The organism is Streptomyces sp. PSU-S4-23, from assembly GCF_055632315.1.
The window spans coordinates 4,232,562-4,248,548 of record NZ_JBVMUU010000002.1 but is presented as its reverse complement, the minus strand read 5'-3'; the positions used below and the strand labels follow the sequence as shown (position 1 = coordinate 4,248,548).

General features: G+C 74.5%; 12 protein-coding genes and 1 pseudogene. 5 read left to right on the top strand and 8 right to left on the bottom strand.

The window, feature by feature from the left end; all coding sequences use genetic code 11:
- The first annotated feature begins 102 nt into the window (after window positions 1–102).
- Both ACZ79I_RS19425 and ACZ79I_RS19420 read left to right on the top strand, forming a co-directional pair.
- On the top strand, window positions 103–1,383 hold the full coding sequence (locus ACZ79I_RS19425) for a PP2C family protein-serine/threonine phosphatase (protein WP_471498773.1): 1,281 nt from the start codon (window positions 103–105) through the stop codon (window positions 1,381–1,383).
- Window positions 1,384–1,535: 152 nt separating this feature from the next.
- Entirely contained in the window at window positions 1,536–2,741 is a 1,206-nt protein-coding gene (locus ACZ79I_RS19420) for a hypothetical protein (protein ID WP_471498772.1), read from the top strand.
- A gap of 25 nt (window positions 2,742–2,766) precedes the next feature.
- On the opposite strand, the gene ACZ79I_RS19415 is transcribed toward ACZ79I_RS19420, so the two are convergent.
- Window positions 2,767–3,060, bottom strand: coding sequence for a hypothetical protein (locus tag ACZ79I_RS19415; protein ID WP_471505531.1), 294 nt, complete (start codon window positions 3,058–3,060; stop codon window positions 2,767–2,769).
- 184 nt (window positions 3,061–3,244) lie between these two features.
- Between ACZ79I_RS19415 and ACZ79I_RS19410 the strand changes: the two genes are divergently transcribed.
- Window positions 3,245–4,588, top strand: a complete 1,344-nt coding sequence (locus ACZ79I_RS19410) for a helix-turn-helix domain-containing protein (RefSeq protein ID WP_471498771.1) — start codon at window positions 3,245–3,247, stop codon at window positions 4,586–4,588.
- 6 nt (window positions 4,589–4,594) lie between these two features.
- Here the strand turns inward: ACZ79I_RS19410 and ACZ79I_RS19405 are convergent, their stop codons facing one another.
- The 7 genes and pseudogenes from ACZ79I_RS19405 to ACZ79I_RS19375 form a co-directional block, all read right to left on the bottom strand.
- Window positions 4,595–6,439 (bottom strand): alkyl/aryl-sulfatase, encoded by a 1,845-nt coding sequence (locus ACZ79I_RS19405; RefSeq protein ID WP_471505079.1) that lies wholly within the window; start codon window positions 6,437–6,439, stop codon window positions 4,595–4,597.
- A 162-nt stretch (window positions 6,440–6,601) separates the two neighbouring features.
- Window positions 6,602–7,632, bottom strand: a pseudogene (locus tag ACZ79I_RS19400) (alpha/beta fold hydrolase); the annotation flags it as partial.
- Window positions 7,629–8,789, bottom strand: a complete 1,161-nt coding sequence (locus tag ACZ79I_RS19395) for a serine hydrolase domain-containing protein (protein WP_471498770.1) — start codon at window positions 8,787–8,789, stop codon at window positions 7,629–7,631. The gene ACZ79I_RS19395 and the pseudogene ACZ79I_RS19400, both read right to left, overlap by 4 nt.
- 352 nt (window positions 8,790–9,141) lie before the next feature.
- Window positions 9,142–11,187, bottom strand: coding sequence for an NAD(+) synthase (locus tag ACZ79I_RS19390; protein ID WP_471498769.1), 2,046 nt, complete (start codon window positions 11,185–11,187; stop codon window positions 9,142–9,144).
- 460 nt (window positions 11,188–11,647) lie between these two features.
- Window positions 11,648–12,391 carry a DUF4142 domain-containing protein gene (locus tag ACZ79I_RS19385; protein ID WP_471498768.1) on the bottom strand — a complete coding sequence of 248 codons (744 nt, stop codon included), beginning with the start codon at window positions 12,389–12,391 and terminating at the stop codon, window positions 11,648–11,650.
- Window positions 12,392–12,526: 135 nt separating this feature from the next.
- A complete protein-coding gene (locus tag ACZ79I_RS19380; RefSeq protein ID WP_471498767.1) occupies window positions 12,527–12,919 on the bottom strand; it encodes an SCO5389 family protein in 393 nt (130 codons plus the stop codon).
- A gap of 34 nt (window positions 12,920–12,953) precedes the next feature.
- Entirely contained in the window at window positions 12,954–13,925 is a 972-nt protein-coding gene (locus ACZ79I_RS19375; RefSeq protein ID WP_471498766.1) for an ATP-binding protein, read from the bottom strand.
- A 235-nt stretch (window positions 13,926–14,160) separates the two neighbouring features.
- Between ACZ79I_RS19375 and ACZ79I_RS19370 the strand changes: the two genes are divergently transcribed.
- Both ACZ79I_RS19370 and ACZ79I_RS19365 read left to right on the top strand, forming a co-directional pair.
- The gene (locus ACZ79I_RS19370; protein ID WP_471498765.1) at window positions 14,161–15,186 is read left to right on the top strand and encodes a permease; all 1,026 of its coding nucleotides are present in this window, start codon (window positions 14,161–14,163) and stop codon (window positions 15,184–15,186) included.
- Window positions 15,183–15,938: a TIGR03943 family putative permease subunit gene (locus tag ACZ79I_RS19365; protein WP_471498764.1), complete on the top strand. Its 756-nt coding sequence runs from the start codon at window positions 15,183–15,185 to the stop codon at window positions 15,936–15,938. Before ACZ79I_RS19370 ends, ACZ79I_RS19365 begins: the two co-directional genes overlap by 4 nt.
- Window positions 15,939–15,987: the final 49 nt, after the last annotated feature.

The following is a 15,987-nucleotide window of genomic DNA, read 5'->3' as shown; positions in this document are numbered from 1 at the left end:
AGGGTGCCCGCCAGGCGACCACCCCACCACCGGCCGGAGGAGAGCCCGGCCGGCCGGGGCGGATCCGTACGCCGGCGGCGCGGGCCCGCCCGCCCGGGCGGCATGCCGCTGCCCCCCGGCTCCGTCCCCGACGACCTCGCGCCCGACGGGGCGGCCGGCTCCGCGTACGCACCCCCCGGCCCCGGGACCGGCAGGCCGGGCGAACACCCGCGCGGCCGGCCGCGCGCCCTCGCCGGCGACCGGCTCGCCCCCACCGACACCCTGCGCCGGCGCCAGCAACTGCTGCGGGTGCGCGGGCACAGCGTCGCCTGCGTGCCGCCGCTCGCGCTGCTCGTCGCCATCGCCGCCGTCGACTGGTACACGACCGGCAGGTTCCGGATCATCTCCTGGGTCGTGCTGGTCCCCGGTATCGCCGCCGCGATCTGCGGCCTGTGGGGCACGACCGCCATCGCCGTCCTGGCCGTCCTCACCTACGAACTCGAGGACCACGCCTGGCCGCACCAGTTCCAGATCGGGCTGCCGGACTTCATCCTCGTCGTCGTGGGCAGCGTGCTCGCCGTGCTGGCCTGTGCGGTCCGGGTGCGCGGCGAGCGGCGCATGCTGCACATGCAGGACATCGCCGAGACCATCCGGCGCGCGGTGCTGCGCCCACTGCCGGCCGGCTGGGGCGGCCTCGACCACGCCGCGGTCTACCTCGCCGCCGACAGCGTCGCCCGGGTCGGCGGCGACTTCTACGACATCCAGCCCGGGCCGCACGGCACCCGCGTCCTGCTCGGCGACGTCCAGGGCAAGGGCCTCGGCGCGGTCGAGGCCGCGGCGGCACTGCTCGGCGCGTTCCGCGAGGCGGGATACCACGAACCCGCCCTGCGGACGATCGCCGACCGGCTGGAGACCCGGATGGTGCGGCACATCCACTACGGCGCGGACGCCGGCCGGGACGAGCGCGACCGCTTTGCCACCGCCGTGCTGGCCGGCTTCCCGCCCGACGACCCCACGCACATCGAGGTCGTCAACTTCGGTCACGAGCCGCCGCTGGTGGTCGCCGCCGACGGAGTACGGTCCCTGCCGCCCGGCGGGGGCCTCCCGCTGGGCCTGGCCGACCTGGACGACGGGCGGCCGCCCACGCTGCGCGTACCGCTCGCGCCCGGCGAGACGCTGCTGCTGGTCACGGACGGGGTGGTCGAGGCACGCAACGCCGCGGGCGACTTCTTCCCGCTGCGGGAGGAGGTGGCCCGCGCGGTCGCCGAGGACCCCCGCGCCGCCGAGCCCGGCCGTCTGGTGCGCCTCGTGCGCGACGGCACCCTGCGCCACTGCGGCGGTCACCTGGGGGACGACACGACGATCTTCGCGGTGCGCCGCAGGACCGCGTTCACCGCCCGCTGACACCCGCTGACACCCGCCGCACCCGGCCGCCGCGCGCGCCCCGCGCCGCACAACCCCCGTACCGTCGGCGGGCGTTTGCGCTTCCTCCGTCGCCCCTTTGCAGGCGCAGCGGTTACGGTGCTGACGTACGTGATCGATCGGGGAGGGAACGCATGCCCGGAACCGTGCTGCTGCTCGCGGCCTCGCCGGCGGGCAAGGGGTGCCTGGTGGACGCGGCCTCCGTGCTCCCGGTGCTCGCGGCCGTCGCCCCGCCGGTGCTGTCCGGGACGGACACCGCGAACGTGGTCGAACTCGCCGACCCGCTGGAGCCGCAGGCCGTCCTCACCCGGCTGCGCGCCGCGGCGGCCGCCCCCGGCCCGCTCACGGTGTACGTCACCGGGCAGCTGCAGCTCGACCGCCGCCAGCACCTGCCGCACCTGGCGCTGGCCCGCACCACACCCGCCACGGTCCGCTACACCGGCTTCCCCTGGCACTGGATCCGCGAGGAGCTGCGGCTGCGCCCGCCCGGCACCAGCACGGTGTTCGCGGACCTGCACGCCGACCCGGAGACCTGGCGGCACCTGCACGCCCTCCCCCAAGCTCTCGGCTTCGCTCGCACAGGGGGTACCCCCGTCCTCGACTGCGGCCCCTCGGTCACGCTCTACGGCCGCCTCGCGCCGCCGCCCCCGCGCCGCGCGCCGGCGGCCCCGGCCTATATGAAGGCCCTGGCGACGATCCTGCGCAGCGGCCACCGCCCGGACCCGGCGACCCTCCACCACCAGGCGCTGACCAGGGCGTACGCGGATGCCGCCCCCCAGGGGGACGTCATCCTCGCCCCGGCGTGGGGCGCGCCGTTCCCGCAGGGCGGCACCCCGGCCCCGCAGCCGCCCCGGCCCACCGCGCTCTCCACCCCCGCGCCGCCCCCGGCCGCCGTTCCGGCACCGCCCGACCCGCACGCCGCGCTCACGGCCGCCGTCCAGGACGGGCGGCACGCGGAGGCGGCCGCGCTCGCCGCGCGGTGGGAGCGGGCGGCGGTCCGGGAGCACGGCGCGGGCTCCGAGGAGGCCCTGCACTGGATGGAGGTCCGCGCCGACCTGGCGATGCTCGCCGGGGACCCCGGCCACAGCTGCGAGACCTGGATGGCGGTCGCCGCCGCCCGGCTCTCGGCGGGCCAGGACCCCGGGGATGCGGCGGTGGAGGCGGCCGTGGACCGCGCCCACCACCAGTGGGGCCGCATGCGCGACGTGGCCCGGGCCCGCGCACTGGGGCCTGCCCTGGCCGGGCTGCGCGAACGGGTGCCGGGCCGCCGCGAGGGAGCGCTCGGGCACGTACGGCGGCACCTGGAGGAACTGGGGCAGGACCAGCGCGTCCCCGGATAGCCGGCCGGCGCCGGCCCGCCGGGGGCTAGGAATGCCGGAGACCCTGGGGGCGCTGGGCGCCGCCGATGTGCCGGGTGGGCTGGGCGTGCCCGGCCGGCTGGACGTGCACGGCCGGCCGGGTGTGCACGTCCGGCCAGGTGTGCACGTCCGGCCGGGAGGGCCGGGTGTGCCGGACCGGCTCCGGCTCCGGACCGGCGGCCCGGGCGGGGCCCGCGTTGGCCGCTGTGATCAGCGTGGCCACGGCCACGACGGCCGCGCCGAGCCCCCTGACGTACCGCGCGGGGATGCGTCCGTGGCGTACGGGAGGGTGTCCGGGCACGGCGACCGACCTCGCAATGACAGCGACGAATTAAGCACGCTTAACGTGTTCCCCAACCTAGGGGCGGGAGCGGCCCGGCGGGAAGAGGGCCAGGCGAACGACCATGTCGGGTCCCGGAGAAAGAAATTGACAAGAAGTCAGCAAGGCGCCGCCCTCAAGTGTGCTTACTGGCATGATGAAGCGCATGGCGGATCGGGACGACCCGGAGACCATCGGGCGCAGGGTGCAGCGGCTGCGGCATGAACGGGGCCTGACCCAGAGGCAGCTGGCCGAGCCCGCCTACACGCCCGCGTACATCTCCACCCTGGAGGCCGGCCGGGTCCGCCCCTCCGACGAGGCGCTGAGGCATCTCGCCGAGCGGCTCGGCGTCGCCTTCGACGAGCTAGCCACCGGCCGTCCGGCCCATCTCGCCACCGGTCTGCGCCTCAGGCTCACGGACGCGCAGCGCACCCTCGCCACCGGCGAGGCGGAGATCGCCGCCGAGCAGTACCGCGAGCTGCTCGGCGAGGCCGACGCGCACGGGCTCGTGGCCGAGCAGGCCGCCGCGCTGCTCGGGCTCGGCGAGTGCGCGCTGGAGCTGGGTGACCTGGCGACCGGACGGAAGTACTTCGAACGGGCGGAGGAGCGGCTGGGCGACGCGCCCCTGCCCAGCCGGGTCCCGGCGCTGCGCGGCCGCGCCGTCTCCCACTACCTCGCCGGTGAACTCCGGTACGCCTGCTACCTGCTGGAGTCGACCCTCGACGAGCTCAATCGTTCAGGACTGCACGACCCGGACGCCCTGCTGCTGCTCTACGCGAGCGCCATAGGCCCGTACATGGACATGGGCGCGCACGCCCGGGCGGCCCAGGCGGCAGAGTTCGCCCTGGCGCTGGCGCCCCAGGTCAAGGACCCGGCGCTGGTCGCACGCATGCACCGGTCGGTGGCGCGCACGCTCATCGCGGAGGGCCGAATCGCGGAGGCGGACGCCTCCCTCGTCAAGGCGGCCGAACTCTACCGGCAGCTGCAGATCCGCACCGAGCTGGCCAACTGCCACTGGATGCGCGGCTACCTGTACGCGCAGAACGGCGAACTGGAGCGCTCCGAGAGCGAGTTGCGCGAGGCCCTCGCCATGCTCTCCGCGACCCGGGCGGCCCTCTACCGCAGCCAGGCCGCGGTGGAGCTGGCGGACGTGCTGCACCGGCGCGGCGAGTCGGCCGAGGCGGCGGCCCTGCTGCACGAGGTGCTCGGCGACATCGGGCCCGAGCGCGGCGCCGTGCACTCCGCCGCCGCGCACCGCCTGCTGGGCATCATCGCGGAGGACGCGCGCGACACGGAGGCCGCGGAGGAGCACTACGTCCGTGCGCTGAGCCTGCTGGAGCGGGCGGGCGCGGCGGGCGACCTGGCGGACCTGTGCCGGCTGCTCGGCGATCTGCTGCGCCGCACGGGCCGGGTGGAGGCGGCCCTGGACGCCTATCGCACGGGCCTCGGCCATCGCACCGCGCCGGGCACGACGACCCTGGGCCCGGCACCGGCCCAGCCGCCGCTGTAGGCGCGCCTACGGCGTGACGACCGCGAACTCCCGCTCCGGCTGCGTCACATACGAGAACAGCCGCTTCAGCAGGCCCCGGTCGCCCTCCGTCTCGATGCCCGCGAGCCCCTTGCCCGACAGCAGGCCGAGGAGTTCGGGGCGGGTCAGGGTGAGCGTCAGGCCCGCGTGCGGCTTCGGCGTGCGGTGCAGCGGCAGGCTGCGGTGGGTGAGCGCGCCGTGCTCCAGGTTGAGCCGGTGCCGGCGCTGTTCGTCGACCACGACCAGGTCGATGATCAGCCGCGGTTCGTTCGCCGCGCGCGGGCCGTCGATGCGGATCGCGATGGAGTCGAGGAGCATGCTCACACTGAGCGCCGATGTCATCTCGGCGGTGTCCGTGGTGACGTCGGCCCCGCCCGTGCCCGTGCGCAGCTCCAGCGCCCCGGTCAGATAGATGTTCCGCCAGGACCCGCTCTCGGCGCCGTGCCCGAGCCGCTGGTACACACCGGCCAGCGCCTCCTTCGCCTCCTGGTCGGCGGGGTCGGCGAAGACGAGGTGGTTGAGGAGGGTGGCGGCGAAGCGCAGGTCGCCGGCGTCGGCGTACCGCCGGGCCGCCACGAGCATCGCCCCCGGCCCGCCCGCCACCTCCACGTACCGCTTGGCGAGTTCGGCCGGCGGGTGCTCCCACAGGTGGGCGGGGTTGCCGTCGTACCAGCCCATGTAGCGCTGGTAGACGGCCTTGACGTTGTGGTTCAGGGACCCGTAGTAGCCCCGTGCGTGCCAGGCGTTCTCCAGGGCGGGCGGCAGCCGCAGCTCCTCCGCGATCTCCGGGCCGGTCAGGCCGCTGTTCAGCAGCCGCAGGGTCTGGTCGTGCAGGTAGGCGTACAGGTCCCGCTGCTCCGCCAGCAGGCGCACCACGTTCTCGTGCCCCCAGGTGGGCCAGTGGTGGGAGGCGAAGGCCACGTCGTAGGCGTCCCCGAAGAAGTCGATGGCCTCGTCGAGGCAGCGGGACCAGACCCGGGCGTCGCGGACGAGGGCGCCGCGCAGGGTCAGGATGTTGTGCTGGGTGTGTGTGACGTTCTCGGCGAGGCACAGCGCGCGCTGCTCGGGGAAGAGGAAGTGCATCTCGGCCGGCGCCTCGGTGCCCGGTGTCAGCTGGAACAGCATCCGGACGCCGTCGACGGTCTCCGTCTGCCCCGTGTGCGTGATGTCGACGGTCGGCGGTACGAGGGTGACCGTGCCGCCGGACCTGATCGTGCCGAGACCGGTGCCGATGTGCCCGTCGGGCCCCTTCGGCAGCCGCACTCCGTGCACGAACCCGGAGCGGCGGGCCACCGCGGGACCGGCGAACACGTTCTCGCTGACCGCGGCCTCCAGGAAGCCGACGGGGGCGAGGACCGGCACGCCCGCCTCCTTGCCGCGCGGCAGCACTCCGCGCGCGCCGCCGAAGTGGTCGACGTGGGAGTGGGTGTACACCAGCCCGGTGACGGGCCGCGGACCGCGTTCCCTGCGGTAGACGGCGAGGGCGGCCGCCGCGCACTCGGCGGAGACGAGCGGGTCGACGACGATGACGCCGCTGTGGCCCTCGACGAGCGTCATGTTGGCCAGGTCGAGCCCGCGCACCTGGTAGAGGCCCTCGGTCACCTCGTACAGCCCCTGCCGCGCGCACAGCTGCGACTGCCGCCACAGACTGGGGTGCGCGGTGCCGGGACGGTCCGCGTCCAGGAACCCGTAGGCGTCCCCGTCCCACACCACGCGCCCGTCCTCGGTCGTCACCACCCGGGGCGTGAGGGCGGCGACGAACCCGCGATCGGCGTTGTCGAAGTCGGTCCGGTCCTCGAAGGGCGGCAGACCGTCACGGGGCGGGGCGTCCATGGGGCCAGCTTCGGCGCGGGGGAGGCCGGGGGCCAGCGGTGGGGGACCGTTCGAGGCGCCGGAGGCCCGGGCCGGTGAGCCGCGCCACGGGTACGGTCCCGATGTGTCCCCGGCGCCCCGCCCTTCCGGCCGCTGCGCCGGGCGGAAGGGCGGGGCCCGGTTCAGCCGGAGGACCGGCAGCGTGTGCTCGTCCACCCGCCGGCCGCGAGCCGCAGCGGCGAGCGGGCGGCGGCGGCCCGCACGTGCTCCACGGCGGCCAGCACCGCCCCCCGGGTGCGGCCCAGTCCGTACGCGGTGTCGCGGGCGGCGGCCCAGTCCGCCCAGTCCGCCAGCGCGTGCCGGTTCGCCGCCTCCGTGCCGCGCAGCAGCCGGGGGCCGTAGCGGTGCGGGTCGGCCACGCCGTCGAGGACGACGCGGTCGGTGCGGCCCGGGAACATCGTGGCGTACACCTGCCCGAGGTAACTGCCGTACGAGTAGCCGAGGTAGGAGATCCGCCGCTCGCCGAGCGCGGCGCGGACGACGTCCATGTCGCGCGCCGTGTTCCGGGTGGTGGCGTACGGCAGCACGTCGCCCGCGTGGCTGCGGCAGCGGCGGGCCAGGTCCGCGGCGAAGGCCGCGGTGCGGTCGAACCCGGCGCGGTCGGTGCCCGCGCCGCGGAAGGAGGTGCCGGTGGGCCAGTGGCAGTCCAGCGGCGTGCTGCGGCCGACGAAGCGGGGGTCGACGCCCACGATGTCGTAGCGTGCGCCGACATCCTTCATCGCGCCGCGCACCCACGGTGGGTCGCCGAGCGTCTGCCCGCCGGGGCCGCCGCCGTTGAGGAGCAGCGGTCCGACGCGATGGGCGGTGTCGGTGGCCCGGATCCGGGAGATCGCGACGGTGATCGTACGGCCGCCGGGGGCGGCGTAGTCGAGCGGCACGGTGACGTCGGTGCACCGGGCGCCCGCCTGCCGGAGCTGCCTGCCGGTGTCGTCGTCCGGGGCGAGCACGCAGCTCTTCCAGGTGAGGTGCTGGTGGTGGTAGCGGGCGAGGGGGTCGGCGGCCGTGCGGGCCGGGGCGGCCGCGGCGGGCAGCGCGGTGAGGGCCAGGGCGGCGGCGAGGCACAGGGCGGCCGGGCCCGCGGCGCCCCGGGCCGGCCGTCGTAAGCGGGCCCGCGATGAGGTGCCGTACCGGGCGAGGGACGTGAAGCCGGTCATGCGCGGGTTCCTTCCGAGGACCCGCCCTCGCAGAGGGCGGTCTGGACGAGGTCGAGGAAGTCCTGTTCGGCCCGGAGCGTGGCCGGTACCTCGTTGAGCGCGACGGAGACGGCGCGGCCTCCGGGGCCGACGGCGGTCAGCGCCCGGTGGCCGCCGGGCACGGTCCCGGCGTGCCCCCACCACATGCCGCCGCAGCGCAGCGGGGAGGCGATCAGGCCCAGCCCGTAGCGGGCGCCGGGCCAGAGCCGGTCGGGGTCGGCGGCCACCGTGCGCCGCATCTCGGCCAGCCGGTCCGGGGGCAGCAGACGGCCACCGAGCAGGGCGGCGGAGAACCGTGCCAGGTCGGCGGGGGTGGAGACCAGGGCGCCGCCGACGCCGCCGAAGGTCATGTTCCAGGCGGTGCCGTCGGCGCGGCGGCCGTCCGCGGTGAAGTAACTGCGCGAGTGCGGCCCCCGGATGCGGGTCCCGTCACCGGGCCAGTACGTGTCGCGCAGCCCCAGGGGCCGGATGATCCGCCGGGTGATCTCCGTCTCGGGCTCGTGGCCGGTGACCGCGCGCACGAGCAGGCCCGCGACGAGGTAGTTGGTGGTGGCGTAGTGCCAGGTGCCCTGCGGGCGGGGGAGTCCGAGCGCGCGGGCGACCAGGTCGCGGGGCGCGAAGTGGCGGTACCGCAGCCGTTCGGGGTGCTCCCATTCGGGCGCGTCGAGGTAGTCGGGCAGCCCGCTGGTGTGCTGCAGGAGCTGTCGCACGGTGATCCGGCGGCCGTCGTGGCCGTGCCCTCGGATCAGGCCCGGCAGATAGCGGTCGACGGGGGCGTCGAGCAGGACGCGGTGCTCGGCGGCGAGCTGCAGGACGACGGTCGCGGTGAACGTCTTGGTGACGCTGCCGATGCGGAGCCGGTCGGTGGCGTTCATGGGACGGCCGGTGCGCAGGTCGGCCGTTCCAGCGGCCTCGGTCCGGCGCCGGCAGGGTGCGCCGGGGGCGGGGTCGGTGACGAGGACCGCGGCCCCGGCGATGCCGTCCCGGGTGGTGGGGGTGCGCAGGACCTGCCGGAGCGCGTGGTGCGGGCCGCAGCGCGTTCCGGCTCCGGGGGCCGGCGGCCGCGCCGTGGCCGCCGGGGCGACGGCGAGCACGAGGACGGCGACCAGGGCCGCCACGCCCGCGCGCCTGCCGGGCGGGCAGCGGTCCCGTGAGGACCGGCCCGCTGACGAGCGGTCAGCCGAGGAGCGGCCGGGTGAGGAGTGGCCGGACGAGGAGTGGCCGGACGAGGAGCGGCCGGACGAGGAGTGGCCGGACGAGGAGCGGTCCGACGTGGACCGGCCGGGTAAGGACCAGCCGGACAAGGAGTGGCCGGGTGAGGAGTGGCCGGACGAGGAGCGGTCCGACGTTACCCAGCCGGGTAAGGACCAGCCGAGGCAGGCGGGTCCGGAGTGGGGACAGCCCCCGTCCGGGCACGGGGGCGGGCCTCCCCACCCGGACCCGGTCCGCGGGTGGCACGGCGAGCCCTGGCTATCCTCCGGTCCCGGTCGCGTCCCAGCGGGCGAGGTCGCGCAGCCAGGCCCCCGCCGTACCGTCGGAGGGCGCGCGCCAGTCGCCGCGCGGCGAGAGGGAGCCGCCGGCCGACACCTTCGGCCCGTTCGGCATGGCCGACCGCTTGAACTGCGCGAACCCGAAGAAGCGGCGGCAGAAGACCTCCAGCCAGTGCCGGATCTCCGGCAGGTCGTAGGCCGTCCTCTTGGGCTCGGGGAAGTTGGGCGGCCACGCGCCCGCGTCCCGGTCGTGCCAGGCGTGCCAGGCCAGGAAGGCGATCTTCGACGGCCGGAAGCCGTAGCGCAGCACATGGAAGAGCGTGAAGTCGTGCAGCGCGTACGGGCCGATCTTGGACTCCGTGGACTGCAGCTCCTCGCCGGGCACGAGCTCCGGGCTGATCTCCGTGTCGAGGATCGCGGCCAGTGTCTCGCCGGTCTGCTCGCCGAACTGCCCGCTGTCGATGACCCAGCGGATCAGGTGCTGGATGAGCGTCTTGGGCACGCCGGAGTTGACGTTGTAGTGGCTCATCTGGTCGCCGACGCCGTAGGTGCACCAGCCGAGCGCCAGCTCGGACAGGTCCCCGGTGCCGAGCACGATGCCCCCGCGCTGGTTGGCCAGCCGGAACAGGTAGTCGGTGCGCAGCCCGGCCTGCACGTTCTCGAAGGTGATGTCGTACTCCGGCTCCCCGGCCGAGAACGGGTGGCCGAGCTCCTTGAGCATGAGCCGCGCAGTTGGTGTGATGTCCAGCTCGGCCGCGGTGACGCCGAGCGCGCGCATCAGCTTGTGGGCGTTGTCCTTGGTGTGCTCGCTGGTGGCGAAGCCGGGCAGGGTGAAGGCCAGGATGTCGCTGCGCGGGCGGCCGGCACGGTCCATGGCCCGGGCGGCGACGATCAGCGCGTGGGTGGAGTCGAGGCCGCCGGACACCCCGATGACGACCTTCGGGCCGCCGATCGACGCCAGCCGCTGCTGCAGGCCCGCGACCTGGATGTTGTACGCCTCGTAGCAGTCCTGGGCCAGCCGGGCGGGGTCGGCCGGCACGAACGGGAACCGCTCGACCCGGCGCAGCAGCCCGAGGTCCGTCGTCGGCGGGTCGAGCCGGAACGGCACCTGCCGGAAGCCGTCGGTACGCGCGGCGTGGGTACGGCGGTTGTCGTCGAAGGTGCCCATCCGCAGGCGCTCCTGCTGCAGCAGGCCGAGGTCCACGTCAGCCACCGCGTACTGGTCGCCGACCGGGAACCGGTCGGTCTCGGCCAGCAGCACTCCGTTCTCGTAGATCATGGTCTGGCCGTCCCAGGACAGGTCGGTGGTCGACTCTCCGAGACCGGCCGCCGCGTAGACGTAGGCGGCGAGGCAGCGCGAGGACGCCGAGCGGCACAGCAGCCGCCGGTCCTCGGCCCGGCCGACGGTGATCGGGCTGCCCGAGAGGTTGGCGAGGACGGTCGCGCCGGCCAGCGCCGCCTCGGTGCTCGGCGGCACCGGGACCCACATGTCCTCGCAGATCTCCGCGTGCAGCACCAGCCCGGGCACGTCCTGCGCCGCGAAGAGCAGATCGACGCCGAACGGCACGGCCGCGCCGCCGACCAGGATCGTCCCGCCGCGCTCGTCGTCGCCCGAGGCGAGCTGCCGCCGCTCGTAGAACTCCCGGTAGGTCGGCAGATAGGACTTGGGGGTGACGCCGAGGATCCGGCCGCGGTGCACGATCACCGCGCAGTTGTAGATCCGGTGGCGGTGGCGCAGCGGGGCGCCGACGACGAGCACCGTCATCAGCTCCGCCGACCCGGCCACCACGGTCCGCAGGGCCTCCTCGACCTCGTCGAGCAGCGCGTCCTGCAGGAGGAGGTCCTCGATCGAATAGCCGGTGAGGCAGAGTTCCGGGAAGACGGCGACGGCGACCCCCTGCCCGGCGCATCGGCGCGCCTGCCGCAGCACCGCCTCCGCGTTGGCGGGCGGGTCGGCGATGGCGGCATGGCCGGTGCACGCCGCGATCCGCGCGAAGCCCTGTTCATAGATCGACCAGAAGTTCATACAGGGAACGGTACGGAACCGGTCGTCGTGCCTCGCGTGCAGCGCGGGGCCGGTGCGCCCCGGTCGGCCGATCGGGAGTCCCCGGGTGCCCGGGGCGTCGGAGGCACGCGCTCCGAAATGGTCGGAGATTCAACGAGGTTGACAGTGAGTGCCGGGTGATCGACTATGTGCTCGAGCTGTGACTCACGTGACCGGTGAGTCCGGCGTTTTCTTCGACCATTCCTCCCGGCCACGGTCCCGGCGGCTTCGCGCTGCCCTCCGCCGTCGTCCGGGTGCGGGCGTATGACGATGGGGGACCTCATGCCCGGCGCGGGACACGTGTCACCGTACGGCACCGCCTGACCCGTATTCCGTATGACGCCTCCGGCGTCCCTTCGACCATCCTCCACGGGCCCGGCGCTCTTTTCCCCCGGTGAGCGCCGGGCCCACCTTTCTCCGCTCGCGGGGGCCGCGCCGGCCCTCAGCCCAGGGTCGGCTGCGGCGACGGCGTCGTCGAGGGCGGCGGGGTGAAGCCCGCCGGCGGGGAGAGGACCACGGTCGGCTCGCCGGGCTGCGGGACCGGCGGGGTCATGTCGCTGTTCGGGAGCTTCGGCGGGGTCGTCTCCTGGAACAGGACCTGGTCGAAGTTCACGAGGCCCGTCTGCTCCAGCACCGTGATGTGGTCGAGGACCGTGTCGTTGGCCTGGTCGGCGAGCTGGCGGACCAGGGTGTTCTTCGTAGTGGCGCGGATGTTGGCGATGGCCGGGAAGATCTGGCCGTGCGTCACGCGCAGGATGTTGGCGAGGTCCTCGTCGAACTTCTTGCCCGTGTCCGCGGTCAGCGTCTGCACGAAGCCCTGCTGCTGGGGGCTCGGCTGGTTCGGCAGGGTGATGCCCAGCTGCGCGGCCACCTTGCGGCAGGCGGCGTCGAGGTTGGCGTGTCCGTCGATCAGGTGCTGCCCGGCGGTGCGCACGGCCTGGGTCGTGCCCTTCTTCAGGGCCAGCTCCCCGGACGGGAACTCCCACAGGCCCGCGGCCCGCACCTTGACGACGAAGTCGCGGTCCGCCTCGGTCAGCGGTCCCGAGGAGGTGGCGGCGATCACGCGGGACGGCGCGCTCGAGACCTTCTGCACGCCCAGCATCGACGGATAGACGAGCGCTGTCAGCGTCATCGTCAGGGCACCCGCCACGAAGAGGGTTCCCGCCGCGTTCCGCGAAAAGCGCATGGCACCTCCTGGTTGTTCCGACGTCCAGAAGTACGGCCTGACGGTGTGGGGGAATCTCTTACACAGGTAAAATCCGCGGCTCACGGTGTGGGGGTCGTCACACCGTGAGCCGCACGGGGCCGGTCTCGGGAGCGGTCAGCAGTCGCGCAGTCCGGGCGACTGGTTGAGGATCTGCGCGCGCGGCGACGTGAAGCGCGTGTGGGTGTCGCCGCCGCGGTCCTCGGGACGGAAGACGGCCACCCGGTGGCAGTTCTGGAACGCGAGGGCCACCCCGAAGTGGCGCTCCAGGCTGCCCCGGATCGCGTCGCTGGACAGCGCCCGCAGGAGCTGCCCGCGCTCCCTCTCCGACGGCGGCGGGGTCTGGTTGTCGGCGAACTCGGCCGATCCGGCGCCCAGTTCGGCCACCAGACGGGCGATCAGGTCGTATGCGTACGGCAGGGACGTACGGACTGTTTCCACGAAGTCCTCCTGCCGGATCGGACCCGACTCGGCTTCGGCGAGCAGCTGGGGGGAGACGTCGAGCGACATCAGGGGGCGTCCTGTCTGTGAGGGGTGGGGTGGTTCACCGGGTGGTGTGTCGAGTGGGCTGGAGCGCCTCCGGGCCGTGCCGGAAGCCCGGGTCGACCTGGGAGGCGAGGGCGTGGCCGGTGGCCCGGTCGGCCCAGGCGGCGGCGTTGCGCAGATGGAAGGAGACGGCGTGCCGCTGGAAGGCGTCCCAGTCCTTGGTGCGGGCGTCCACGGCGGCCCGCAGCCGGCGCAGCGCGTGCGTGTTGCCGGGCTCCAGTTCACCGTGCGGGCGGCCCTGTTCGCGGGCCCGGACGACATCGGACTGCACGCAGTGGGCCACCAGGTCGTCGCCCACGTGCTCCTTGAGGAAGAGCAGGTCGTCCTCGCCGGTGACCTTGTTGCCGACGACGGCGACCGGGACGCCGAACCCGGCGGCGTGCTCCCGGTACTGGCGGTGCACGGAGACGCTCCTGCGGGTCGGTTCGACGACCAGGAACGTCAGGTCGAAGCGGGTGAACAGGCCGGAGGCGAAGGCGTCCGCGCCCGCGGTCATGTCGACGACGACGTACTCGCCGGGGCCGTCCACGAGGTGGTTGAGGTACAGCTCGACGGCGCCGAGCTTGGAGTGGTAGCAGGCCACGCCGAGGTCGCTCTCGTCGAAGGCGCCGGTCACCATCAGCGGCACGCCGCCGATCTCGTGGACGTGCCGGGCGTGGATCTCGTCGTCGCCGAGCGGGCGCAGCAGCCGGGAGCCGCGGCCCGGCGGAGTCGTCTTGATCATCGTCTCGCGGGAGGCGATCCGCGGATTCGTGCCCCGCAGGAAGTCCTTGATCTCATCGATGCGGGTGCTGAGCGCAGGGGCGGGGAAGGACATGTCCTCGTCGAGGCCGAGGGCGTGGGCGAGGTGCTGGTTGATGTCCCCGTCGATGGCCACGACGGGGGCGCCGGAACGGCTCAAGTGCCGTGCGAAGAGGGCGGACAGGGTGGTCTTGCCGCTGCCGCCCTTGCCGACGAACGCGACGCGCATGGGTCGACTCCTGGGTGGGGTGAAGGGGTTGTCCGCCGTTCCCGCGGCAGGCGGTGTCCCGAGGAGGCGGCTCTCGCGGGCCGGCCGGCCTCCTCCGGCAGTCCCCAACGCTACATGAAAATGGATCTCATTGCTAACAAGCGGGATCGCCGACAAGCGAGGGTGTGGCGGTACGGGGGGTGCGGGACCGCTGCCCGCTATGTTCAGTCGGACGATCTGATAATCCGGAGCGAGGATGCAGAAGACGGATGAACTGACGCAGGCGGTCGCCGTGGCCCCCACGGCGACCGCCGACGCGCCGACGCCCCCCAAGCCCCTGCCCTGGCCGCTCCTCGCCGTGCTCCCCGTGGTCGCCTCCGCCGCGACCGTCGTCGCCGTCCGGGGCCCGGGCGACCCGGCGGTCGCCGCCTGGCGGACGGTCTGTCTCGCCGTCACCGTGCAGGCGCTGCCGTTCCTGCTGCTCGGCACGGCCCTGTCCGGCGCGATCAACGCGTTCGTGCCGGCGCGTGTGTTCAGCCGGGTGCTGCCCAAACGGCCCGCGCTCGCGGTCCCGGTGGCAGGGGTCGCCGGCGTGGTGCTGCCCGGCTGCGAGTGCGCGTCGGTGCCGGTCGCGAACAGCCTGATCCGCCGCGGGGTCACCCCGGCCGCCGCGTTCGCGTTCCTGCTGTCGGCACCGGCGGTCAACCCGGTCGTGCTGACCGCCACGGCCATCGCCTTCCCCGGCAGCCCCGCCATGGTGGCGGCCCGGCTGCTCGCCTCGCTCGCCACCGCCGCCGTGATGGGCTGGCTGTGGCTCTGGCTGGGGCGCGAGGAGTGGCTGCGGCCCGTCGTGCGCCACACCGGGCACCGGCCGGGACACAGCCGGCTGCGGGAGTTCCGGCTCGGCTTCCAGCACGACTTCCTGCACGCGGGCGGCTATCTCGTCCTGGGGGCCATGGCCGCCGCCACCTTCAACGTGGTGGTTCCGCGTTCGGTGCTCGACGCCTTCTCGGGCTCGCCCTGGCTGTCGGTGCTCTTCCTGGCGGGCCTCGCCGTCGTCCTCGCGGTCTGCTCGGAAGCCGACGCGTTCGTGGCCGCCTCGCTCAGCGGCTTCTCGCCCGTGGCGCGGCTGGCGTTCATGGTGGTCGGGCCGATGGTCGACCTCAAGCTGATCGCCCTTCAGGCGGGCACGTTCGGCCGGGCCTTCGCGCTCCGCTTCTCCTCCGCGACCACCGTGGTCGCCGTCGTCTGCAGCGCGCTGATCGGAGGGGTCCTGCTGTGAAACGCCCTGCCCAGGTGGCCCTGGTCGTCCTCAGCGGGCTGGGCCTGCTGCACGCCTCCCTCTTCACCGACCTGTACCTGCGGTACGTCAAGGAGGGGCTGCGCCCGCTGCTGATCGCGTCGGGGGTGCTGCTGCTCGTGCTGGGGGTGGCGGGGGCGGTTCCCGCCCGGGAGGTGGAGGTGCGCGAGGACGGTGACGGCGGCGGATCGGACGGGCACGCGCACGGCCACGGCCACGACCACTCCACGGTGCCCCGTATCGCCTGGCTGCTGCTCCTGCCGGCGCTCAGCCTGCTCCTCTACGCGCCGCCCGCCCTCGGCGCCTACACCGCCGCGCGCGAGGCGCCCAGGGCGGTGCGGGTGCAGGAGCGGTTCGACCCGCTGCCCGTGACCTCGCCGCTGCCCATGACCCTCACGGACTTCACCACCCGGGTGCAGCAGGACCACACGCGGGCCATCGAGGGGCGCACCGTCCGGATGACCGGCTTCGTCACGCCCGGCAAGGGGAGCGACTGGGACCTGACCCGGCTCATCCTCTCGTGCTGCGCGGCGGACGCCCAGTCGGTGAAGGTGCGGATGCACGGGGGTCCCGGACTCCCCGCCGACACCTGGGTGACGGTCACCGGTACCTGGCACCCCGGCGGCACCCTCGGCACGGCCTCGGCGCCGGTCGCGCTGGACGTCCGTACCGTCGAGCGGGTCCCCCGGCCGGTGAACGGGTACACGGACGCCCTTCCGCTCACCCCGCGCTGACGACGCGTTCCCCGGCCCGGGTCCGGCCCGGGTCCGGGCCGGACCCGGG

Excerpts from the sequence above, each read along its gene's own strand:
- ACZ79I_RS19410 (WP_471498771.1), top strand. The coding sequence starts at position 3,245 with ATGGCGGATCGGGACGACCCGGAGACCATCGGGCGCAGGGTGCAGCGG.
- ACZ79I_RS19390 (WP_471498769.1), bottom strand. The coding sequence starts at position 11,187 with ATGAACTTCTGGTCGATCTATGAACAGGGCTTCGCGCGGATCGCGGCG.
- ACZ79I_RS19375 (WP_471498766.1), bottom strand. The coding sequence starts at position 13,925 with ATGCGCGTCGCGTTCGTCGGCAAGGGCGGCAGCGGCAAGACCACCCTG.
- ACZ79I_RS19405 (WP_471505079.1), bottom strand. The coding sequence starts at position 6,439 with ATGGACGCCCCGCCCCGTGACGGTCTGCCGCCCTTCGAGGACCGGACC.
- ACZ79I_RS19420 (WP_471498772.1), top strand. The coding sequence starts at position 1,536 with ATGCCCGGAACCGTGCTGCTGCTCGCGGCCTCGCCGGCGGGCAAGGGG.
- ACZ79I_RS19425 (WP_471498773.1), top strand. The coding sequence starts at position 103 with ATGCCGCTGCCCCCCGGCTCCGTCCCCGACGACCTCGCGCCCGACGGG.
- ACZ79I_RS19385 (WP_471498768.1), bottom strand. The coding sequence starts at position 12,391 with ATGCGCTTTTCGCGGAACGCGGCGGGAACCCTCTTCGTGGCGGGTGCC.
- ACZ79I_RS19380 (WP_471498767.1), bottom strand. The coding sequence starts at position 12,919 with ATGTCGCTCGACGTCTCCCCCCAGCTGCTCGCCGAAGCCGAGTCGGGT.
- ACZ79I_RS19370 (WP_471498765.1), top strand. The coding sequence starts at position 14,161 with ATGCAGAAGACGGATGAACTGACGCAGGCGGTCGCCGTGGCCCCCACG.